Source organism: Monashia sp. HAY1-2A (assembly GCF_056755315.1).
Map to the genome: position 1 here is coordinate 1 of NZ_JBNDHY010000077.1, position 21,867 is coordinate 21,867.

Sequence of the window (21,867 nt, forward strand, 5' to 3'; positions counted from 1 at the left end):
TCCGTCGTCGGCAGCGTCAGATGTGTATAAGAGACAGGCGTCGCGGGCCCGGGTGAAGGCGTCGACGCACGCGCGGACGTCGTCCTCGGAGTGCGCCGCCGAGAGCTGGACGCGGATGCGCGCCTTGCCCCGGGGCACCACCGGGTAGGAGAACGCGATGACGTAGACGCCGTCGCCGAGCATGTGGTCGGCGACCTGGGCGGCCCGGCGGGCGCCGTCCTCGCCCGGGAACATGACCGGGCGGATGGGATGCGTGCCGGGCAGCAGCTCGAAGCCCGCGTCGGTCATGAGCGAGTGGAACAGCTCGGTGTTGCGGCGCAGCACCTCGCGCTTCTCGGCCGAGCCGGCGACGAGCTCGAGCGCGGCCATCGAGCCGGCAGCCACGGCCGGGGCGACCGAGTTGGAGAAGAGGTAGGGCCGCGACCGCTGACGCAGCAGGTCGACGATCTCGCGGTGGCTCGAGACGTAGCCGCCGGAGGCACCGCCGAGCGCCTTGCCGAGGGTCCCGGTGAGGATGTCGACGCGGTCCTGCACGCCGAACAGCTCGGGCGTGCCGCGACCGCCGTCCCCGACGAAGCCGACGGCGTGCGAGTCGTCGACGAACACGAGCGCACCGAACTCGTCGGCGAGGTCGCAGATCTCGTCGAGGGGCGCGTACGAGCCGTCCATCGAGAAGACGCCGTCGGTGACGACGACGGTGCGCCGGGCGCCCGCCGCGGCCGCCGCCTCGAGCTGTGCACGCAGGTCGGTCATGTCGGCGTTCCGGTAGCGGTAGCGCATGGCCTTCGACAGGCGGACGCCGTCGATGATCGACGCGTGGTTGAGCTCGTCGCTGATGATGGCGTCCTCGGCGCCGAAGAGCACCTCGAAGACGCCGCCGTTGGCGTCGAAGCACGACGAGTAGAGGATCGTCGCCTCGGTGCCGAGGAACTCGCTGATGGTGCGCTCGAGGTCGGTGTGCAGCGTCTGCGTGCCGCAGATGAACCGCACCGACGCCATGCCGAACCCCCACTGGTCGAGGGCTGCCTGGGCGGCGCCCACGATCGCCGGGTCGTCGGCCAGACCGAGGTAGTTGTTGGCGCAGAAGTTGAGCGCCTCGGCCTTGAGGGTCGTCACGTGGGCCGACTGGGGCGAGGTCAGCTCGCGCTCGTTCTTGTAGAGGCCGGCGTCCTCGATCTCGTGCAGGGTTGCTGCGATCTCGTCCTTGACCGATCCGTACATGGTCGTCCTTCGCGCGTCGGCGGGCGGTGGCGTCCCTCAGCGTATTGCCGCACGGCCGGGCTAGCGTGGGCGGGTGGACGCGGACGAGGCCAGGGAGCGCTTCGCCACGGCGCGGGTCGCGCGCCTCGCGACGACCGGACCGGACGGCGCGCCACACCTCGTGCCCGTCGTCTTCGCCGTCGTCGGTGACGTCGTGTGGTCGGCCGTCGACGACAAGCCGAAGTCGACGCGCGCGCTCCGGCGCCTGGCGAACATCGCGGCGCACCCGCGCGTCAGCCTCCTCGTCGACCACTACGAGGAGGACTGGACGAGCCTGTGGTGGGTGCGAGCCGACGGCACGGCGCGCGTCCTCGAGGGCGACGACGCCGCCGTGGGCGAGGGGCGCGACGCGCTGGTGTCCCGCTACCCCCAGTACGCCGAACGGATGCCCGCCGGGCCGTACGTCGCGGTCCACGTCACCGTGTGGCGCGGCTGGTCGGCCCGCTGACGACGGCCCCCGCGGCCTCTGACGACGGCCCCCGCGGCCTCAACGCAGGTCGTACCGCGCGTACGTCGTCCCGCCGCCGAAGGTGCGGGCGTCGGTGAGCCGCAGCTCGATCCAGACCCCGGTCGGCAGGAACGGCGTCCCTCCTCCGACGACGTGCGGCACGCGGAGCACGGCCAGCTCGTCGACGACGCCGGCTCGCAGCGCCCGGGCCGCGAGCGTCGGCCCGCCGACGCTGACGTCGCGCGGCTGCCGCCGCACCCAGGCCCGGACGGCCGGCGGGTCGAACGACCGCTCGAGGCGCGTCCGCGCCGCGGTGACGGCTCCCAGCGTCGTCGAGTAGACGACCTTGTCGGCGGCCTGCCACACCAGCGCGTAGGCGTCCTCGACCGACCCCTCGGGGTCGGCGGTCGGTGCCGTGTCCCAGTACCGCATCACCTCGTAGAGCCGGCGACCGCACAGGTAGGTGCCGATGCCGCGCTCGAGCTCGTTGACGAAGGCGTGCACCTCGGCATCGGGCGCCGCCCAGTCGAACGCACCGGACGCGTCGGCGACGTAGCCGTCGAGCGAGCAGATGGCCGTGTAGACGAGACGTCCCATGCGTCGACTGTGCCACTCCGGCACGCTCACCGGGCGGTGCCGGACGGGCTCGGCTCGGCGCGAAGCCCGTTGCGGCACTACAGTGGCGGGGTTTGCGCTGCCCACGAGGCCGCGCGAACGATGCCCTCCCACCCGGACGCCAGGACCTTCCGTGCACCGACGACTCGCCCTCAGCTGCGCCACCGCAGCGACCGTTCTCGCCCTCGCCGCCTGCGGCGACGGCGGCCCGAGCGCGACGAAGCAGGTGGCGAGCGCGCACCCGACGTGGATCACGGTGGCCCAGGTGGTGTGCCCGCCCGGGTCCGACGCCACGGGGTCCGTCGACGAGCACGAGGTCGCCTGCACCAGCGCAGACGGCCGGCACGTCGGGGCGACGTTCTACGACAAGGCCGTCGACCTCGACCGGACCGTCAGCACCTTCCGGTGCAGGACCGGGGTCAAGTCGATCTCGGGCGACGACTGGCTCGTGCCCGTCGTGGCCGACGACGCCACGGCCGCAAAGCTGCTCGACGCCGGCGGCATCAACCTCTGCTGACCCGCGGGCACCGGACAGGGCGCCGGACAGGGCGCCGGACAGGGCGCGGTGCGGACTCGGGCGAACCGGATGTATCAGGGCCTCGACAGGAGGACTCTGGGAGGTGGGGCCCCACCCTGCCCCGTGCGCTCGGCGGAAGGAGCTCGACATGGCCCGGCGCGCCCTGCTCATCGGCATCGACCACTATGCGATCCCGGGGGCCGACCTCCGCGGATGCGTCAACGACGTCGAGCTCGTCGCCGGCGTCCTGCGCGACCTCTACGACGTCCCGGACGAGTCCCTCACGCTGCTCACCGACGCCAAGGCCACGAAGGCCGCGATGCAGGAGGCGATCGCCGGTCTCGTCGACGGCGCCGTCCCCGGCGACGTCCTCTACCTCCACTACTCGGGGCACGGCTCCAACGTTCCCGACACGAGCGGCGACGAGTCCGACGGCCGCGACGAGATCCTGTGCCCCCACGACCTCGACTGGGACGACCCCCTCACCGACGACTGGCTGCGCGCGACGTTCGACCGACTCGACCCGGCCGCCAGCCTCACCGTCGTCATGGACTGCTGCCACTCCGGCACGAACACCCGCGAGCCCCTGCCGCCGCCCGGGCTGGCGCAGCCGGAGGTCGTCGAGCGGTTCCTGCCCAACCCCGGCGACGAGGAGCGCGGCGGGGCCCACACCGGCACGCCGCGGCGCTCCCGCCGTCGACGGGACGGCGACGTGCACGAGGTGGACATCGTCGAGACGCTCGTCAGCGGCTGCCGCGACACGCAGACGTCGGCGGACGCGCGGATCGGCAGCTCGTACAACGGCGCCTTCACGTACTACCTCGTCCGGGCGCTGCGCGAGAGCCCGACGTCGTCCTACCGCGACGTGCACCGCCGCACCCTGACCGGGCTGCGCGGCCTGTACCCGCAGGTGCCGCAGCTCGAGGGACGCGGCGCCCGCCTCGACGCCGCCTTCCTCTCTCCGGCGGGGTGAGGCCGTGCCCCCGCTCGACGGGCCCGCCCCGACGCCGCAGGGGGTCCCCGCGACGCTGCCGACGACCGCTCCCGTCACCTCCACGACCCCGGCACCGCCCACCTCCGTCCCGCCCGACCCCCGACCGCGGCCGCTCGTCCACGTCGCGCACGGCGACCTGCGCTTCGCCCGCAACCACCTCCTCGTCGGCCACTACGCTGGCAGCACGCTCGTCGGTGGCGAGGCCGCGCTCGACCAGCTGCTCGACGGGCGTCTCGCGCGCGCAGCCATGCTCGGCATCTATCCCGGTGCGCTCGAGACCTGCCAGGTCTTCACCGACCCCGACAAGTGGTCGACACCGCCCGGTGCGGTCGTCGCCGGCCTCGGCCCGATCGGGCAGCTGAGTGCGGCGGCGCTGGCCCGGGCCGTCGCTCACGCGGCGCTGACCGCAGCCCTGGGTCACCTGTCGATCGCCCGGCCCCGCAAGGCTGCTCGTCGGACGTCGGGCGTGCTGCAGATGCGGCTGTCGAGCCTGCTGATCGCGACGGGCGCCGGCGGCCTCGCGGTGCGTGACAGCGTCCAGGCGCTGCTCACCGGCATCCAGCGGGCCAACGACCGGCTCGCCGACACGGGCATGGGCGTGCACATCTGCGACGTCGAGCTCATCGAGCTGTGGCAGGACCGGGCCCTCCAGGCGCTGGACGCGGTCGAGGCCTCGATGTCGACGGGTGAGCTGGCCGACTGCTTCGAGCTCGACCCGCGGCTGCGCGAGCTGCCCGGGCGGCAGCGTCGGCTCGTCTTCAGCGAGCGTGACGGGTGGTGGCAGCAGGTCCGCGTCCGGGGCGAGTCGGACGGGTCGCTGTCCTTCGAGACGTCGCTCGGCCGAGCCGGCACGCCGACCCGGACCGTGGGCACGCAGCGGGTGCTCGTCGACCGGCTCGTCGAGTCGCTCGTCGACACGCCGGCGCCCGACGCGGTCTCGGCGCACACGCTCTTCGAGCTCCTCTTCCCCAACGACCTCAAGGCGCAGGCACCCGACACCGACAACGTCGTCCTCGTCGTCGACCCCGGCTCGGCCCACTTCCCGTGGGAGCTGCTCGACGACCGCGGGGCCGACCGGTCCGGCGACGGCGAGCGGCGCCCACCCCTCGGGGTCCGCCGCGGGCTCGTGCGACAGCTCGAAGGCACCTCGATGCGCAGCCACGTGCTGTCCGCCACGATCGGCCGGGCGCTGGTCGTCGGCGACACCGAGAGCGGCCTCGGGCCGCTGCCCGCTGCGCAGTCGGAGGCACGGGCCATCGCAACCACGTTGCAGGGCAAGGGGTTCGAGTGTGACCCCCTCATTGCGGCGTCGGGTGCCCAGGTCGTGCAGGGCCTGTTCGACGGCGCCTACCGCATCGTCCACCTGGCCGGGCACGGCGTCTTCGAGTGGCCCGTGCCCGGCACGGGCGACGGCGCGTCCGAGCCGACGAAGGTCACCGGCATGGTCCTCGGTGGTGGCATGTTCCTCACGGCCGGCGAGATCGGGCAGCTGCGACAGGTGCCCGAGCTCGTCTTCGTCAACTGCTGCCACCTCGGTGCGGTGCCCGAGAGCGGCGCCGTCGCGCCGACGCTCGGGGGCCGCTACCACCGGCTCGCCGCGAGCATCGCGACCGAGCTCATCGACATCGGTGTGCGGGTCGTCGTCGCGTGCGGCTGGGCCGTCGACGACGAGGCCGCAGCGACCTTCGCGACGACGTTCTACGACGCCATCCTCGCCGGCGAGACGTTCGGCGACGCCGTGACCCGGGCCCGCGCGGAGACGTGGAGCCAGCACCCCGACGTCAACACGTGGGGCGCCTACCAGTGCTACGGCGACCCGGACTACCGCCTCGTCCGCGAGGGCGTCGAGCTGACGACCGGAGCGACACGCAGCCTGGCCAGCACCGAGCAGGCCCGCGTCGAGATCGAGAACCTCGGCCAGTCGGTCGACGTCAGCCGCGACACGAACTACGGGCTGCGCCGGCTGCGCACGCTCGTCGACCGCCTCGACGCGTGCGACCTGTCCGACGCCTCGCTCCAGGTGCTCATCGCCCGCACCTACAACAAGTTCGGCAACTTCGACCTCGCCCGCGACTACTTCCGTCGCACGCTCGCCGCCGGCGGGACGGCCCTGACGGTGCGCGACTTCGAGGTGTGGATCGACCAGACCGTGCGCACCGCCGCGACCGACGCCGTCCACGGCTCCGCTGCCCCGGGCGGGTCCGGCTCGCCGACCCTGCTCGGCCCCGAGGCCACCGAGAAGGCCGTCGCGACGATCGAGTCCTCGATCGCCACGCTGCGCCGCCTCATCGACGACCCGGGCTCGGTCGTCCTCGGTTCGGGGCCGACGGCGACCGTCCTGGCCGCGTCGGACATCGCGGCCACGCCGAGCATCGACCGGCTCTGGCGGGTCGCGAGCGCCTACAAGCGCCTCGCCCTCGTCACGTGTCCGGCACGGTGTGCGGCCGCCGCCGCCCCGGACGACTGGACCCGGGCTCAGGGCGCGCTCGTCGACGCCGCCGACTGGTACCGGCGCGCGTACGAGGCCGCCGGTGCGCGGGACCGGCGCAGCCACGGCGCGCTCGCCAACTGGCTCGCTGCCGAGCTGGCCCTGGTGTGGCACCCGGTGCCCGAGCGGGCGCCCGTCGACGCCGGCACCGCGCGGGGGCTGCTCCACGATGCGCTCGAGGTGGCGGACGAGGAGTCACGCCGCTCGCCGACGTTCTGGACGGTGGCCGTCGTCGGTGACCTCGTCGCGCTCTCGGCCCTGTGGTCCGCGGAGCCGGCCCGGTCCAAGGCGGCCAAGGCCCTCGACCGCTACGGGCGCGCCGCCCTCATCGGCAGCGAGGAGCAGCTGCGCCAGGTGCGCGACCAGGTCGACTTCCTGGCAGACATGGCCGCCGACCATCCGGCGCAGTCGGCGTTCCTCCGGACGGTCCGGGAAGGCCTCGACGCCCTCGACCCCGCCGCCCGGACCCACTGAGTGCGGTGCCCGGCGGGGCAGGCGCGGGTCTCAGGGAGTGTCGAGGAACTCGTGGGTCAGCTCGGCGAGCTCGCGGGCCGACTGGGTGTTGAGCGACGCGCCCGCCCCGGCGACGACGTGCAGCCGCGCCCCGGGCACCTCGGCAGCAAGACGCCGGCCGGCCTCGGTGCCGGCGCGGTCGCGCGACCCGGCCACGACGAGCGTCGGGGCCTCGACGCGTCGCAGCGCGTCGGTGCCGTCGAACTCACGGAGGGCGTCGAGGACGGCGAGCATGCGGGGCCGCGACACCCCGGCGTCGACGAGCCTGGACTCCGGCACCAGACGCATCGCGAGCCTCTGCAGCAGCAGGGCACGCCGCGAGGGCCGCACGAGCGCCCCGGCGACGACGAGGCGCCCGACGAGCTCGGGCCGCTCGACGGCGAGGCGCAGCGCGACGCTCGCGCCGACCGACACCCCGAGGAAGTCGGCCCGGCGGACGCCCTGCAGCTCCAGCTCGTCGGCGACACCCGAGGCGGCGGCGTCGAGGTCGAAACCGACGGGGTCCCTGGGGCGCAGGCCGCGCATCCACGGGGCCGTCATCGGCCGGCCGGCGCCGAAGGCCGACACGAAGTCCTGCCAGGCGATCGGCGACTGCCCGACGCCGTGGAGCAGGACGAGCGGACGCGGCCGGCTCGGCTGGGTCATGACCAGTCGAGGACGACCTTGCCGCACTGGCCGGAGCGCGCCGTGTCGAAGGCCTCCTCCCAGCGCTCGGCCGGGAACCGGTGCGTGATGACCTGGGCGACGGCTGCCCGGAACCGCTCGGACGTCGCGATCATCTGCGACATCGCGTACCACGTGTCGTACATCTCGCGCCCGTAGATGCCCTTGAGGGTCAGCATGTGGGTGATGACCTTGCCCCAGTCGAGCTCGTAGCCCTGGTGCGGGAGACCGAGCAGCGCGATGCGTCCGCCGTGGTTCATGTTGGCGATGAGGTCGCTGACGGCCGGCGCGGCCCCGGACATCTCGAGGCCGATGTCGAAGCCCTCCTTCATGCCGAGGTGGTGCTGGGCGTCGGCGAGCGACTCGCGGGTGACGTTGATGGTCAGGTCGGCCCCGGCGCGCTCCGCGAGCGCGAGGCGGTAGTCGCTCGCGTCGGACACGACGACGTACCGCGCCCCGGCGTGCCGGGCGATGGCGGCCGCCATGACGCCGATCGGGCCCGCTCCGGTGATGACGACGTCCTCGCCGACCATCGGCCACTGGAGCGCGGTGTGCGTCGCGTTGCCGAGGGGGTCGAACACGGCGCCGAGGTCGGGGTCGAGGTCGGCGGGCTGCACCCACACGTTGCTCGCCGGCAGCACGACGACGTCGGCGAACGCGCCGTCCCGGTTGACGCCGATGCCCTGGGTGCGGATGCACAGGTGGCGGCGGCCGGCGCGGCAGTTGCGGCACACCCCGCAGACGATGTGGCCCTCGCCGGACGCCCGGTCACCGACGGCGATGTGCTCGACGTCGGCGCCGATCTCGACGACCTCGCCGTAGAACTCGTGGCCGATGACGAGCGGCGGCCGGACGGTCGACTCGGCCCAGTCGTCCCAGCCGGCCAGGTGCAGGTCGGTGCCGCAGATGCCCGCACGCAGCACGCGGATCTTGACGTCGGCGGGCCCGCAGACCGGCTCGGGGCGGTCGACGAGCTCGAGGCCGGGGCCGGCGGACAGCTTCGTGAGGGCACGCACGGGGGGCAGTCTGCCACCCGTCCGCGGAGGCGGGATGATGAGGGCGTGACCGGGACCGATCCGAGCTCGCCGACGCACGAGGTGCGGCCGGCGCAGCCGGCGCAGCGTGTGGCCGACGCCGTCGCCCGTCTGCGCGGCGCGGGCGAACGCGTCACGCCGGCCCGGCGGGCGGTGCTGGCGATCGTCGACGCGGCGGACGCCAGGGGTGAGCACCTCACCGCCGACCAGATCGGGTCGCGCGTGGCCGACCTCGAGCCGGCCGTGCACCGGGCCACCGTGTACCGGACGCTGACGTCGCTCACCGAGCTCGGCGCGCTCTCGCACGTGCACCTCGGCGGGTCGGCGACGGTCTACCACCTCGCGGCGGGGCCCGAGGTGCCGGACGCCGGCGCCGCGGTCGACGACGCACCCGGACGCCACGCCCACGCCCACGTCCAGTGCCACGCGTGCGGACGCGTCCTCGACGTGCCGCCCGGCGTCCTCGACGACGTCGCCCGCCGCCTCGAGGCGGATCTCGGCTTCGAGCTCGACACGAGCCATGCCGCCCTCCTCGGCACGTGCCGCGAGTGCCGGAGGGCGTGAGGCTCAGGCGGTCGCGGTCACCTCGACGAGGTAGCCCTGGGCCGGTCCGAGGACCGGGACCGGCAGGCCCACCGTCGTGAGCACGGCCCCCGGCACGAGGATCCCCTCGTCGCCGAGCGCCGGCTCCCACCACGCCGGCGGGACGAGCTGCACGACGGCCGGCAGGCCTGCCTCGGGGCGGACCCGGAGGGTGTACGTGCGGGCCGGGTCGAGGCCGGGCAGCGGCAGTGGCCCGGTGGCGGCGTCGCGGCCGGTCACGAGGCGCGCGACGGTGTAGACGCCGTGGCCGCGGTCGGCGTCGACGGTGCCCGTGACGAGCACGGTGCCGTCGGGGCTCTCGGACCGCACGAGGTCACCGGTGTGCAGCAGTGGCCGCAGCTCCCGGGCCAGGGCCGTCCACGCCGTCAGGGCCTCGAGCTCGCCGTCGGAGCACGTCGTGATGTCCCACTCGAGCCCGGCGTGGCCCTGGAGCGCCATGAGGGTGCGGAAGCCGAGGTCGACGGTGCGGTGCGTCGTGTGGGCGGTGCCAGGGCCGACGTGCGTGCCCATGAGCTCGGCGGGCACGAGCAGGCTGGTCCACCGCTGGATGTTCGCCCGTTCGAGCGCGTCGTTGCAGTCGCTGGTCCAGATGCGGTCGGTGTGGTCGAGCACCTCGAGGTCGACGCGCGCCCCACCGCTGCTGCACGACTCGATCTCGAGCTCGGGGTGCCGGGCCCGGAGGTCGTCGAGCAGGCTGTAGAACGCGAGCGTGTGGGCGTGGACGGCGGGCGCGTCGACGACGCGACGGCCGGCGACCTCGACGGTGTGGACCGCCTCGTGGAGGTCGCGGTTGTGGTCCCACTTGATGTAGGCGATGCCGTACTCGGCGACGAGGCTGCTGATCCGCTCGAGCAGCTGGGCGCGGGCCTCGTCGTTCGTCAGGTCGATGAGCTGCTGGAAGCGCCACTCGCGCGGGGAACCGTCGGCCGGGCGCAGCACCCAGTCGGGGTGCGCGCGCACGAGGTCGCTGTCCTCGTTGACCATCTCCGGCTCGAACCACAGCCCGAACTCGAGTCCGAGTCCCTTCACGTGGTCGACGAGCGGCGAGAGGCCGTCGGGCCACACCTCGTCGGACACGACCCAGTCGCCGAGCCCGACCTTGTCGGTACGTCGTCCGCCGAACCACCCATCGTCGAGCACGAAGCGCTCGACGCCGATGCGGGCGGCCGTGTCGGCGAGCGCCTTGAGGTGGTCGAGGTCGGTCTCCATGTAGACCGCCTCCCACGTGTTGAGCACGACGGGTCGCGGGCGCGAGGGGTGCCCCGCGCGGGCCCGCAGGCTGCGGTGCAGGCGCCGCGAGAGGGCGTCGAGGCCGTCGGTCGAGTGGAGGAAGACGACGGTGGGGGCGGCGTACGACTCCCCCGGCGCGAGTCGCACCTCGCCCGGCGCGAGCAGCTCGCCGCCGCCGAGCACGGCGTGGTGACGGCCGGCGCCCTCCGGGAGTGCCTCGACGAGGTGCTCGTGGTTGCCACTCCACGCGGTGTGGACGGCCCAGACCTCGCCTGTGCCCCAGTCGAACCCGCGCGTGCCGGCGATGAGCAGCAGCGTGGCGTCATGGCCGGTGCGGCCCCGCCGCGACGCGCGCAGGTGGGTGCCGTGGTCGAGCCTGCTGCGCTGCGGCGAACGCTCGCGGCACCAGCGTCCGGTGAGGTCGAGCACCTCGTCGGCGCGCACGGGCAGCGGGAGGATGGCGCGCAGCGCCGCCACGTCGAGCGGGACGTCGGCATCAGCGGTGTTCGTCACCGACGCGTCGACGCGGAGCACCCCGTGCTCGTCGAGGGAGTGGCGCAGCTCCAGGCGCACGCCGTCGCGCGCGCTCGCGCGCGTGACGAGCGTCGTGCCCTCGGTCGTGCAGGTGACCTCGGCCCACCGCAGGGCGCCCGATGCGCCGCCACGGTGACCGGCCCAGCCGGGCGTGCCCGACCACCCGTCCGCCTCGCCCGGCAGGATGGTCAGCGGCCACGGCTCGTCGAGCGCGCTCGGTGGGGCCGGCGCGGTCGTGAGCCGGGCCAGGGCCGCGTACGTGCCGGCGCCGCCGTCGAGGGCGGGGCCCCAGTGGACGACCTCGGGAAGCCCCGCGCCGCCGGGCTGCGGCTCGAGGACGAGCGCGGTCCCGGCGGCCTCGACGAAGACGGGAGAGACGGTGGACGGCTCGGACCCGTCGGTCGGGTGGGTCGGGTGGGTGGGGTCGGTCACGTCATCCCTTGGTCGCGCCGAGCGTCAGGCCCGCCACGAAGTGTCGTTGGAGCACGAAGAAGATCACCAGCGTAGGGATCGCGATGATCATCGATCCAGCGGCGACGAGGTTGTTGTCGGTGAAGAACTGGCCGCGCAGGTTGTTGAGCGAGCTCGTCACCGGGTACTTGTCGCCCTGCTGGAGCAGGACGGTGGCCCAGAAGAACTCGTTGTAGATCCACGTCGTCTGCAGCACCGCGAGCGCGGCCAGGGCCGGGCGGCACAGCGGCAGCGTGATCTGGAAGAACTGGCGGGTCACGCTCGCGCCGTCGATGACGGCCGACTCGTAGAGCTCCTTGGGCAGCGCCTTCATGTAGTTGCTGAGGACGAAGGCGCAGAACCCGGTCTGGAACGCGACGTTGACGAGGACGAGGCCCTGGAAGCTGTCGAGCAGCGTGCCCGACTCGCTGAACCAGAAGGGCACCTCGATGGCGCGGAACATCCGGTAGACGGGGATGAGCAGCGCCTGCGGCGGCAGCAGGTTCGCGGCCATGAAGAAGCCGAGGAGGGCGAGGTTGACCTTCCACGAGAACCGCGCGACGACGAACGCGACGCACGCCGACAGGAACAGCGTCAACAGCACGGCCGGCACCGTGATGATGAACGAGTTCCAGAAGTGCAGGCCGAAGTCGCCCTGCTCCCAGGCGTTCCTGTAGTTGTCGAGGGTGAAGCCGCCCCACGAGATGTAGCCGTGCTTGGCCGTGAACGCGTAGTCGCGGAAGGAGTTGACGAGCGCGAGGAGCAGGGGGAAGAGCCAGATCAGCGACACGAGGGTCAGGACCAGCGGCAGGAACCAGCGGCGCCCGGACTGCGGTCCCCCCTCGCGCGGGTGGAGCAGGACCTGGGTGCGCTCCTGCACCGGGTCGGCGGTGAGGGACATGTCAGTCCTCCTTCATGGCGATGCGCAGGTAGACGAAGACGAGCACGCTGGAGATCGCGAGCATGATCGTCGCGAGCGCCGAGCCGAAGCCGATGCGGCTCGCCTCGCCGACGACGTTCTGCGTCACGAGTGTCGAGATGAGCTCGAGCCCGTTGCGCCCCTTGTTGATGACCCAGACGAGGTCGAAGGCGCGGAGCGACTCGATGACGGTGACGACGAGCACGATGATGTTGATCGGCCGCATCACCGGGAAGACCACCCGGAAGAAGGTCGTCGTCTCGCTCGCGCCGTCGATCCGGGCGGCCTCCCGCAGCGACGGGTCGACGCCCTTGAGGCCGGCCAGGTAGAGCAGCATGATGTAGCCGGAGTGCCGCCAGGTGGCGGCGACGAGTGCTGCCCAGAGGTTGACGTCCGGGTCGCCGTACCAGTCGGTGGTGCCGCCCGTGATCGCGTTGAGCAGGCCCTGGTCCCGCGAGTAGATGAGCTGCCAGATGAAGCCGATGAGGGCCAGGGACAGCACGACCGGCAGGTAGATGCTCGTCTGGTAGAAGCGGGTGCCCGTCACGCCCCGGTCGACGAGGACCGCGAAGAGCACCCCGAGCGGTGTCGCGACGAGGAACATCACGGCCAGCCAGATGAGGTTGTGCTGGATGGCCGGCCAGAACGGTGGGTAGATCGTCGTGATGTCGCGGTAGTTCTGGAGCCCGACCGACTTGATGCCGGAGAGCGGCCCGATCCCGTCCCAGTTGGTGAACGAGAGCAGGACCGAGCCGATCGCCGGGATCCAGACGAGCCAGAGGACGAGGAGGGTCGGCACGGCCACCATCAGCGCGACGACGACCCGGTCGCGCGCCGAGAGCTGGTCGATGCCCTTGTACCTGCGGTTGCTCGCCATGGTGACCGCCCCGTCAGGAGCCGAAGATGCTCTTCTTCTGGGCCTGGATGCTGTTGCAGAGGCCGTCGATGTCCTTCGGGTTCTTCAGGAAGGTCTGGATGGCCGGGATCATGACCGTCGAGGCGAAGTCCGGGCGGGTGTCGCGGTCCATGAACTGCGCGATGGACTTGGCCGACTGGACGTACTCCTTCGACTTCTTCTGCAGCGCCGTGTAGCCGCTCGTGTCCGCCTTGTCGTTGGTGGCGATGACGCTGGGGTCGGCCTTGAGGGCGAGCAGCTGGGCCTCGGGCTGCGAGATGTACTGGAGCAGCTTCTTGGCGGCGCCCTCGTTCTTGGGGCGGGCGCTCATCATGTAGCCGTCGATCGGCGCCTCGATGGCGTCGGTGCCGACGGTCGAGTCGATCTCGGGGAAGGTGAAGAAGTCGAGGTCGTCCTGCTCGGCGCCCTTGCCGAACTGCTGCGCGACGAACGAGCCGAGGACGTACATGCCGGACTTCTTCTGCTGGAGCGACTGCGCCGCCTCCTGCCACGTGCGGCCGAGGGAGTCGGCCTGGTGCAGCGGGAGGATCCCGGCCCAGGTGTCGAAGACCTTCTTGACCTTGGGGTCGGTCCACGACTCCTTGCCGGCCATCAGGCTGACGTGGAAGTCGTAGCCGTTGACGCGCAGGTTGAGCTGGTCGAAGGTGCCCATGGCGGGCCAGCCGTCCTTGTCGCCGAAGGCGATCGGGGCGATGCCGTCCTTCTGCATCTGGGCGCCGAGCGTCTTGAGGTCGTCGAGCGTCTTCGGCACCTCGTAGCCCCGCTGCTGCCAGAGGCTCTTCCGGTAGAAGACGGCCCACGGGTAGTTGGTGATCGGCACGAAGTACTGCTTGCCGTCCGCGCCGGTCGAGGCCTTCTTCAGCGCGTCGCTCATGCCGGTGATGTTCTTCCAGACATCGGAGATGTCGCCGACGAGGCCCTTCTCGGCGAAGAACTGCATGCGGTAGCCGGCGAACCAGGTGAAGACGTCGTCGGGCGAGCCCTGGAGGTAGTTGTTGATGTTCTCCTGGAAGGAGTTGTGGTCGACGGTGTTGATCTTGACGGTCGTGCCGGGGTTCGCCTTGGAGAAGGCGTCCATGTAGGCCTGCACGGCCGCCTTCGGCACGGCGTCCGACTGGTTCGAGCCGACGGTCACCGTTCCGGTCACGGCACCCGTGGGGACGCCGGCCGAGCCCGAGTTGCTGCCGCAGGCCGCGAGGCCACCGGCGCCCAGGAGGGCACCGACGCCGACGGCGCCGCGCAGGAGGGTCCGACGGTCGATGCCGCGAACGGAGGGGGGAACCATGCGAGCGAGGTACTCGGCCTCGGTGCTCGGGCGGGTCATTGCGGTCTCCTTTGACGCTGTACCGGATGTGGAGTGGCCGGGGCCGAGAACGAACACAGTCGCTCAAAACCAGCCAACAACAAACAGAGAATCCTCAGGTCGGACACTTCTGTCAAGAGGACCGGACAACCCCGTCGCAGATCGTGATGGAACCTTTGCCCGCCCGCGCCGCTTGGGGGAGAGTCGTCTTCCCGAGAGCACGCCGCCGCGAACGGACACGGCCCGCGCGGACGCCGGCTCGCCGACCGGACAGACTCAAACCGGTCCGACTGTTGGAAAATGTTGACATCACGCCGGTCCGCGGTCCACGCTGGGCGCCATGCGCTCCTGGCCGACGAAGACCCTCGCCCTCGGCGGTGACTACAACCCCGAACAGTGGCCCCGCTCGGTCTGGGACGAGGACGTCGAGCTGATGCGCCGCGCCGGCGTCTCGTTCGTCAGCCTCGGGGTCTTCTCGTGGTCCTGGCTCGAGCCCGCCAAGGGCGAGTACGAGTTCGAGTGGCTCGACACCGTCATGGACAAGCTGCACGCGGGCGGCATCGCCGTCGACCTCGCCACCGCCACGGCCACGCCGCCACCGTGGCTCTCGCACGCCCACCCCGAGATCCTGCCCGTCGACGTCGACGGCCACACGCTGTGGCCGGGCAGCCGCCAGGCGTGGTGCCCCACCTCCCCCGTCTACCGCGAGTACGCCCTCGCCCTGACGCGGCAGCTGGCCACGCGCTACCACGAGCACCCGGCCCTCGCGATGTGGCACGTGTCCAACGAGTACGCCTGCCACAACCTGCCCTGCTACTGCGACGAGTGCGCCCGCCACTTCCGCTCGTGGCTGCTGCGTCGGTACACCACGCTCGAGCGTCTCAACGACGCGTGGGGCACCGCCTTCTGGAGCCAGCGCTACACCGCCTGGGAGCAGGTGCTGCCGCCCCGCCGCTCGACGACGTTCAACAACCCGACGCACGTGCTGGACTACCGGCGGTTCTCCTCCGACGCCCTGCTCGACTTCATGCGCGCCGAGCGGGCCGTGCTCGAGGAGCGCTCCCCCGGCGTTCTCGTCACGACGAACTTCATGACGCTGGCCCACTTCCGCCACCTCGACTACGCGCAGTGGGCCGACGCCGTCGACGTCGTCAGCACCGACCACTACATCGTCGACACGCTGGCCCACCCGCGCGCCGAGCTGGCCTTCAGCGGCGACGTGACGCGCGGCCTCGCCGGCGGCGCCCCCTGGATGCTCATGGAGCACTCGACGAGCGCCGTCAACTGGCAGCCGGTCAACCACGCCAAGGCTCCCGGCCAGACGATCCGCGACGCGGTCGCCCACGTGGCGCGTGGCGCGGACACCATCGGCTGGTTCCAGTGGCGCCAGTCGCGCGCCGGTGCCGAGAAGTTCCACAGCGCGGTCGTGCCGCACGCGGGGCCGGACAGCGCCCGGTTCCGCGAGGTCGAGCAGCTCGGCCGCATCGCCGGACGGCTGGGCGAGCTCGTCGGCAGCCGCGTGGAGGCCCGGGTGGCGGTCCTGCACGACTTCCAGGCGATCTGGGCGGCGGAGGGCCCCTGCATGCCGTCCGCCGACCTCGACCCGCTCGAGGCCGCGCACGCGGTCCACCGGGTGCTGCACGCGCGCGGCGTCACCACCGACGTCGTCCACCCCTCGACCGACCTCTCGCCCTACGACGTCGTCGTCGTCCCCCAGCTGTACACGGTGTCCGACGCCGTGGCCGCCGCCGTCGCCGCGGCCGCGGAGCGCGGGGCACAGGTCGTCGTGACCTACTTCTCCGGGATCAGCGACGAGGACGACCACGTGCGCCTCGGTGGCTACCCGGGTGCCTTCCGCGACCTGCTCGGCGTCCGCGTCGAGGAGCTCTTCCCGCTCGACCGGGCCGAGACGGTGGCGCTCTCGAGCGGTACGGGCACGTGGTGGAGCGAGGACGTCACCGCGGGCCAGGGCACCGAGGTCGTGGCGACGTATGCCGCCGGCCCGCTCGTCGGCCGTCCGGCCGTGACGCGACGCGACGTCGGCGCCGGTGGCGCCTGGTACCTCAGCACGCTGCCCGACGACGAGACCCTGGGCGGCCTGCTCGAGGGCGTCATCGCCGCGGCGGGCGTCACGCCGACCGTCGCGGGGCTCCCCCGCGGCGTCGAGGCGACGCGGCGCGTGAACGGGGACAGCTCGTGGCTGTTCCTGCTCAACCACGACGACACCGAGCACGAGGTGCGCGTCACGGGGTACGACCTCGTCGCCGACCGGCGCACGGACGGCCTCGTCACGCTCGCGCCGGGAGCGGTCGCCGTCGTACGAGAGGACTGAACGTGCTCGCCAGCCAACGCCGGACCGTCATCCTCGGGCTCGTCGAGGACGAGGGCGCGGTCCGGGTCTCCGACCTCGTCGAGCGCCTCGGGGTCTCCGACATGACCATCCGCCGCGACATCGAGCGTCTCGCCGGGGACGGCCTGCTCGAGCGCGTCCACGGCGGCGCCCTCGCCGTCGGGGGCACCCGGTCCAGCGAGGAGCCCGGCTTCTCGGCGAAGTCCCACCTGCAGCTCGCGCAGAAGCAGGCCCTCGGCCGGCACGCCGCCCGGCTCGTCGGCCCGGGCAGCGCCATCGGCATCTCCGCCGGCACGACGACCTACGAGCTGGCCCGCGCGGTCAGGGACGTGCCGCAGCTGACCGTCGTGACCAACTCGGTGCCGGTCGCGCAGCTGCTCCACGAGTCGGGGGCCCCGGGGCAGACCGTCGTCCTCACCGGTGGCGTGCGCACCCCCTCCGACGCGCTCGTGGGCCCGGTCGCCGTGTCGGCGCTGCGGTCGCTGCACTACGACGTCCTGTTCCTCGGGGCGCACGGCGTCGACGACCGTGCCGGCCTGACGACGCCCAACCTCGTCGAGTCCGAGACGAACCGGGCCCTCATCGGCTCGGCCCGCACGGTGTGCGTCCTCGCGGACTCCTCGAAGTGGGGCACCGTCGGCCTCAGCACCTTCGCCGAGCTCGACGACGTCGACGTCTTCGTCACCGACGCCGCCCTGGGCGAGCGTGCCCGCACCGCCCTCGGAGACGCCGTGGGCTCCCTCGAGATCGTGGAAGCCACCTCATGAGCCACCGCTTCACCTCCCGCACCCTGGCCGACGGTCGCGAGATCATCTACGTCGACGAGCCGGGTACGCCCGAGCGCACGGCCCGCGACCTGCGTCCGGTCGAGCCGCGCGTGCTGTCCGGGGAGGTCCGCCACGACGCGCTCGTCGACGACTGGGTCGCCGTCGCGGCGCACCGGCAGAACCGCACCTTCATGCCGCCGAAGGACGAGTGCCCGCTCTGCCCCACCGGCCGCGGCACCGCGCCCTCGGAGATCCCGGAGTCGGACTACCAGGTCGTCGTCTTCGAGAACCGGTTCCCCTCGTACGCCGTCGAGTCGCTGGGAGCCGAGTTCCCCGACCCCACAGGCCTTTTCGGAACCCGCCCCGCCGTGGGACGCTGCGAGGTCGTGTGCTTCACCAGCGACCACGAGAGCTCCTTCAAGGACCTGTCGGTCGAGCGGGTCCGGATGGTCGTCGACACGTGGGCCCAGCGCACCGAGGCGCTCGCGGCCCGGCCCGAGGTGCAGCACGTCTTCGCCTTCGAGAACCGCGGCCGCGAGATCGGCGTCACCCTCCCGCACCCGCACGGGCAGATCTACGCCTACCCGTACGTCCCGGCCCGCACGCGTCAGCTGCTCGACGCGGCGCAGTGCCACCTCGAGCGCACCGGTCGGCTGCTCGGTGCGGACCTGCTCGCCGCCGAGCGAGCCGACGGTTCCCGCGTCGTCATCGAGGGCACGCACTGGACCGCGTACGTGCCGTTCGCGGCCCGGTGGCCGGTCGAGGTGCACCTCGCGCCGCACCGCGACGTGCCCGACCTCGCCGCCCTCGACGACGACGAGCGCGACGAGCTCGCCACCGTGTACCACGACCTGCTCGGCCGGCTCGACCGGTACTACGTCGCCGAGGACGGCTCGCCCGTCACCCTCCCGTACATCGCGGCCTGGCAGCAGGCTCCCGCCAAGGTCGGCCGGGACGCCTCGCGCCTGCACCTGCAGCTCATGTCGGTGCTGCGCGGTCCCGGACGCCTCAAGTACCTCGCCGGGTCCGAGTCGGGAGTCGGCGGCTGGGTCAACGACGTCGCGCCGGAGCGGGCCGCGGCCCGGCTGCGGGAGGTGGCACCGTGAGCGCGAGAGAGCCGGAAGAGGTGATCGAGGGCGTCCGTGCCCGCTTCGTCGGCCGGTACGGCCGCGAGCCCCAGGGCGTGTGGTCGGCGCCGGGCCGCGTCAACCTCATCGGTGAGCACACCGACTACAACGGCGGCCTGTGCCTGCCCATCGCCCTGCCGCAGCGCACGTACGCCGCGGCCGCCGTGCGCGACGACGGCGTCCTGAGGGTCTGCTCCCTGCAGAGCGACACCCCGGTCGAGGTCGCGCTCGCGGACGTGTCGCCCGAGCGGCCCGGCGGCTGGGCGTCGTACGTCGCGGGTGTGCTGTGGGCGCTGCGCGAGGAGGGCCACGACGTGCCGGGCCTCGACGTCGTCATCGACTCGGTCGTGCCGGTCGGTGCCGGGCTGTCGAGCTCGGCGGCCCTCGAGTGCTCGGTCGGCGCCGCGGTCAGCGACCTCGGCGGGCTCGGGCTGCTCGAGGACACCGGTGCCCGGGCGCGCCTGGCGCAGGCCTGCATCCGCGCCGAGAACGAGATCGCGGGCGCCCCCACCGGAGGGCTCGACCAGTCCGCCGCGCTGCTGTGCGACGACGCGAGCGCCCTGCTGCTCGACTGCCGGTCGTGGCAGACCGAGCAGGTGCCCTTCGACCTCGCCTCGTCCGGGTACGCGCTGCTCGTCACCGACACCCGGGCCCACCACGAGCTCGTCGACGGCCAGTACGCCGCGCGCCGGGACGCGTGCGAGGAGGCCGCCCGCCTCCTCGGTGTCGACACGCTGCGCGAGGTGCCCGCGTCCGGGCTCGACGCGGCGCTCGACCGGCTGCCCACCGACGATATGCGGCGACGCGTCCGGCACGTCGTCACCGAGATCGACCGGGTGGAGCGGGCCGTGGCCGCCCTGCGCGCGGGGGACCTCGACGAGGTCGGCCGGCTCTTCGACGCCTCCCACACCTCGATGCGCGACGACTACGAGATCTCCTGCGACGAGCTCGACGTCGCCACCGACACCGCGCGGCGGCACGGCGCCCTGGGCGCCCGGATGACCGGCGGCGGCTTCGGCGGCTCGTGCATCGCCATCGTGCGGGCCGACGCCGTCGACGAGGTCGGCAGGGCCGTCGAGGACGCGTTCGCGGAGCACGGGTTCACCGTGCCGTCCTCGTTCGCCGTCACGGCCGGCGCCGCGGCGCACCGTGACGCCTGAACGGCGCCCTCGGCTCCGCGCACACCGGACACCGGACACACCGGAGGGCGGCCACCCACGTCGGGTGACCGCCCTCCGGTCGAGGTGCGTGGACGTCAGGCCGGGATGATGAGGCCGGTCGTGGCCTTCGCGCGCTCGAGACGAGCTGCGACGTCCTGCCAGTTGACGACGTTCCACCAGGCCTTGACGTAGTCGGCCTTGACGTTCTCGTACTGCAGGTAGAAGGCGTGCTCCCACATGTCGAGCTGCAGCAGCGGGATCTGGCCGACCGGGATGTTGCCCTGCTGGTCGAACAGCTGCATGATGTGCGGCCGGCCGGCGATGGTGTCCCACGCCCAGATCGACCAGCCGGAGCCTTGGATGGCGTTGGCGTTGGCGTTGAAGTGCGCCTGGAACTTCTCGAAGCCGCCGAAGTACTCGTCGATCGCGGCCTGGACCTCGCCCTCGGGCTGGCCGCCACCGTCGGGGCTCATGTTCTTCCAGAAGACCGAGTGGTTCGTGTGGCCGCCGAGATGGAACGCGAGGTTCTTCTCGACGCCGTTGACGGCTGCGTAGTCACCGGACTCACGCAGCTCCTCGAGCTTGGCGACCGCGGCGTTCGCGCCGTCGACGTAGGCCTTGTGGTGCTTGCTGTGGTGCAGCTCCATGATGCGAGCGCTGATGTGCGGCTCGAGAGCCGCGTAGTCGTAGTCGAGCTCGGGAAGCGTGTAAGCCACTTGTCGTTCCTTTCTGGAGACCTTTCGGCTCCGATCACTCTATGCCGCGCGTCGCGCGGGCCGACAGGGGTGTCCCGGCCGACCGGGCGACGCCGTCGAGGGGGACCCACTCGACGATCCTGCGAGCTCAACAGGGCTTGAGGTCAAGCGGACCCGTCGTCCGGGCGGCTCAGTCGAGCCCGAGCAGGTCGCGGACGTCCTCCGAGGTGATCGCGCCGGAGAGCGACCCGCCCTCGTCGACGACACGGTCGAACAGGTCACGCTTGCGCTCCTGGAGCGCGACGACCTTCTCCTCGATGGTGCCGGCCGACACGAGCCGGTACACCGTGACGGGCTTGTCCTGGCCGATGCGGTGGGCGCGGTCGATGGCCTGGGCCTCGGCCGCCGGGTTCCACCAGGGGTCGAGCACGAAGACGTAGTCGGCCTCGGTGAGGGTGAGCCCGAACCCGCCGGCCTTGAGGCTGATGAGGAACGCCACCGCGTCACCCTGGCGGAAGCCGCGGACCACCTCCTGGCGGTCGGTCGTCGAGCCGTCGAGGTAGGCGGTCTCGAGACCGGCCTTCGCCAGCGCCGCCTCGACGAGGCGCAGGAACCCGGTGAACTGGCTGAAGACGAGCGCGCGGTGGCCCTCGGCGGCGAGCTCGCGCAGCTGGTCGACGAGGAACTCCACCTTCGCCGCGGTGGCCCGGCCAGCCTGGGCGGGGTCGACGAGCGAGGGCTCGAGGGCGAGCTGGCGCAGCCGGGTCAGGGAGGCGAGGATCGCGACGCGGTTGCCGTCGGGGTCGCCGAGCAGGCCGAGGATGCGCTGGCGCTCGCGCTGCAGGTGCTGGTCGTAGACGTGCCGGTGCACCGGGTGCGGCTCGAGCGGCACGACCTGGACCTGCTTGGGCGGCAGGTCGAGGGCCACCTGCTCCTTGGTGCGGCGCAGGACGAGAGGGCGGATGCGCCGGCGGAGCAGGTCGAGCAGGTCGGGTCGCTCGCCCGACTCGATGGGCCGCCGGTAGCTCTGGGTGAACACGTCGGGGCGCGGGTAGAGGCCGGGCGCCGTCAGCGACAGCAGCGACCAGAGGTCCATGAGGGAGTTCTCGAGCGGCGTGCCGGTGACGGCGAGCGTGAACGGCGCACCGAGCCGCCGGACCGCGACGTGGGTCTTGGCCTGACGGTTCTTGACGAACTGCGCTTCGTCGAGGACGACTCCGCCCCAAGCGATCTCGTGGAAGGCATCGGCGTCGAGACGCAGCACGGCGTACGAGGTGACGA

The 21,867-nt window shown here is 72.5% G+C and carries 19 protein-coding genes; 9 read left to right on the forward strand and 10 right to left on the reverse strand.

Annotated elements, in window-relative coordinates; translation table 11 throughout:
• Positions 1 to 1,221 (reverse strand): glycine C-acetyltransferase (locus ACPYOM_RS12735; protein WP_481346241.1); only part of this gene is annotated, 1,221 nt, incomplete at its 3' end.
• Positions 1,222 to 1,294: 73 nt separating this feature from the next.
• Between ACPYOM_RS12735 and ACPYOM_RS12740 the strand changes: the two genes are divergently transcribed.
• A complete protein-coding gene (locus ACPYOM_RS12740; protein WP_481346242.1) occupies positions 1,295 to 1,708 on the forward strand; it encodes a TIGR03668 family PPOX class F420-dependent oxidoreductase in 414 nt (137 codons plus the stop codon).
• 39 nt (positions 1,709 to 1,747) lie between these two features.
• Here the strand turns inward: ACPYOM_RS12740 and ACPYOM_RS12745 are convergent, their stop codons facing one another.
• Positions 1,748 to 2,305, reverse strand: coding sequence for a dihydrofolate reductase family protein (locus ACPYOM_RS12745; RefSeq protein ID WP_481346243.1), 558 nt, complete (start codon positions 2,303 to 2,305; stop codon positions 1,748 to 1,750).
• 151 nt (positions 2,306 to 2,456) lie between these two features.
• On the opposite strand from ACPYOM_RS12745, the gene ACPYOM_RS12750 reads away from it, so the two are divergent.
• The 3 genes from ACPYOM_RS12750 to ACPYOM_RS12760 all read left to right on the forward strand — a co-directional run bounded on the left by ACPYOM_RS12750 (position 2,457) and on the right by ACPYOM_RS12760 (position 6,796).
• On the forward strand, positions 2,457 to 2,840 hold the full coding sequence (locus ACPYOM_RS12750; protein WP_481343527.1) for a hypothetical protein: 384 nt from the start codon (positions 2,457 to 2,459) through the stop codon (positions 2,838 to 2,840).
• 148 nt (positions 2,841 to 2,988) lie between these two features.
• The gene (locus tag ACPYOM_RS12755) at positions 2,989 to 3,813 is read left to right on the forward strand and encodes a caspase family protein (RefSeq protein ID WP_481343528.1); all 825 of its coding nucleotides are present in this window, start codon (positions 2,989 to 2,991) and stop codon (positions 3,811 to 3,813) included.
• Positions 3,814 to 3,817: 4 nt separating this feature from the next.
• Entirely contained in the window at positions 3,818 to 6,796 is a 2,979-nt protein-coding gene (locus ACPYOM_RS12760; RefSeq protein WP_481346244.1) for a CHAT domain-containing protein, read from the forward strand.
• Positions 6,797 to 6,826: 30 nt separating this feature from the next.
• Here the strand turns inward: ACPYOM_RS12760 and ACPYOM_RS12765 are convergent, their stop codons facing one another.
• Positions 6,827 to 7,480: an alpha/beta fold hydrolase gene (locus ACPYOM_RS12765; protein WP_481346245.1), complete on the reverse strand. Its 654-nt coding sequence runs from the start codon at positions 7,478 to 7,480 to the stop codon at positions 6,827 to 6,829.
• Positions 7,477 to 8,514 carry an L-threonine 3-dehydrogenase gene (gene tdh / locus ACPYOM_RS12770; RefSeq protein ID WP_481346246.1) on the reverse strand — a complete coding sequence of 346 codons (1,038 nt, stop codon included), beginning with the start codon at positions 8,512 to 8,514 and terminating at the stop codon, positions 7,477 to 7,479. Before tdh ends, ACPYOM_RS12765 begins: the two co-directional genes overlap by 4 nt.
• Positions 8,515 to 8,559: 45 nt before the next feature.
• Between tdh and ACPYOM_RS12775 the strand changes: the two genes are divergently transcribed.
• Complete coding sequence (locus tag ACPYOM_RS12775; protein WP_481346247.1) at positions 8,560 to 9,096, forward strand: Fur family transcriptional regulator; 537 nt, start codon at positions 8,560 to 8,562, stop codon at positions 9,094 to 9,096.
• A gap of 3 nt (positions 9,097 to 9,099) precedes the next feature.
• On the opposite strand, the gene ACPYOM_RS12780 is transcribed toward ACPYOM_RS12775, so the two are convergent.
• The 4 genes from ACPYOM_RS12780 to ACPYOM_RS12795 are packed head-to-tail and all read right to left on the reverse strand — an operon-like array spanning position 9,100 to position 14,508.
• Positions 9,100 to 11,331 carry an alpha-galactosidase gene (locus tag ACPYOM_RS12780; RefSeq protein ID WP_481346248.1) on the reverse strand — a complete coding sequence of 744 codons (2,232 nt, stop codon included), beginning with the start codon at positions 11,329 to 11,331 and terminating at the stop codon, positions 9,100 to 9,102.
• A gap of 1 nt (position 11,332) precedes the next feature.
• On the reverse strand, positions 11,333 to 12,250 hold the full coding sequence (locus tag ACPYOM_RS12785) for a carbohydrate ABC transporter permease (RefSeq protein WP_481346249.1): 918 nt from the start codon (positions 12,248 to 12,250) through the stop codon (positions 11,333 to 11,335).
• Position 12,251: 1 nt separating this feature from the next.
• Positions 12,252 to 13,145: a carbohydrate ABC transporter permease gene (locus tag ACPYOM_RS12790; protein WP_481342616.1), complete on the reverse strand. Its 894-nt coding sequence runs from the start codon at positions 13,143 to 13,145 to the stop codon at positions 12,252 to 12,254.
• 13 nt (positions 13,146 to 13,158) lie between these two features.
• Complete coding sequence (locus ACPYOM_RS12795; protein WP_481342614.1) at positions 13,159 to 14,508, reverse strand: ABC transporter substrate-binding protein; 1,350 nt, start codon at positions 14,506 to 14,508, stop codon at positions 13,159 to 13,161.
• Positions 14,509 to 14,827: 319 nt separating this feature from the next.
• On the opposite strand from ACPYOM_RS12795, the gene ACPYOM_RS12800 reads away from it, so the two are divergent.
• The 4 genes from ACPYOM_RS12800 to galK are packed head-to-tail and all read left to right on the forward strand — an operon-like array spanning position 14,828 to position 19,891.
• A complete protein-coding gene (locus ACPYOM_RS12800; RefSeq protein WP_481346250.1) occupies positions 14,828 to 16,819 on the forward strand; it encodes a beta-galactosidase in 1,992 nt (663 codons plus the stop codon).
• Between the two features lie 2 nt (positions 16,820 to 16,821).
• Complete coding sequence (locus ACPYOM_RS12805; protein ID WP_481342612.1) at positions 16,822 to 17,604, forward strand: DeoR/GlpR family DNA-binding transcription regulator; 783 nt, start codon at positions 16,822 to 16,824, stop codon at positions 17,602 to 17,604.
• The gene (galT, locus tag ACPYOM_RS12810; protein WP_481346251.1) at positions 17,601 to 18,710 is read left to right on the forward strand and encodes a galactose-1-phosphate uridylyltransferase; all 1,110 of its coding nucleotides are present in this window, start codon (positions 17,601 to 17,603) and stop codon (positions 18,708 to 18,710) included. The genes ACPYOM_RS12805 and galT overlap by 4 nt, the downstream gene beginning before the upstream one ends.
• Positions 18,707 to 19,891 carry a galactokinase gene (gene galK, locus ACPYOM_RS12815; protein ID WP_481346252.1) on the forward strand — a complete coding sequence of 395 codons (1,185 nt, stop codon included), beginning with the start codon at positions 18,707 to 18,709 and terminating at the stop codon, positions 19,889 to 19,891. Before galT ends, galK begins: the two co-directional genes overlap by 4 nt.
• Before the next feature lie 95 nt (positions 19,892 to 19,986).
• On the opposite strand, the gene ACPYOM_RS12820 is transcribed toward galK, so the two are convergent.
• Together ACPYOM_RS12820 and ACPYOM_RS12825 are read right to left on the reverse strand one after the other, a co-directional pair.
• A complete protein-coding gene (locus tag ACPYOM_RS12820) occupies positions 19,987 to 20,607 on the reverse strand; it encodes a superoxide dismutase (RefSeq protein WP_481342609.1) in 621 nt (206 codons plus the stop codon).
• 169 nt (positions 20,608 to 20,776) lie between these two features.
• A partial coding sequence (locus ACPYOM_RS12825) for a DEAD/DEAH box helicase (RefSeq protein ID WP_481346253.1) occupies positions 20,777 to 21,867 on the reverse strand: 1,091 nt, incomplete at its 5' end.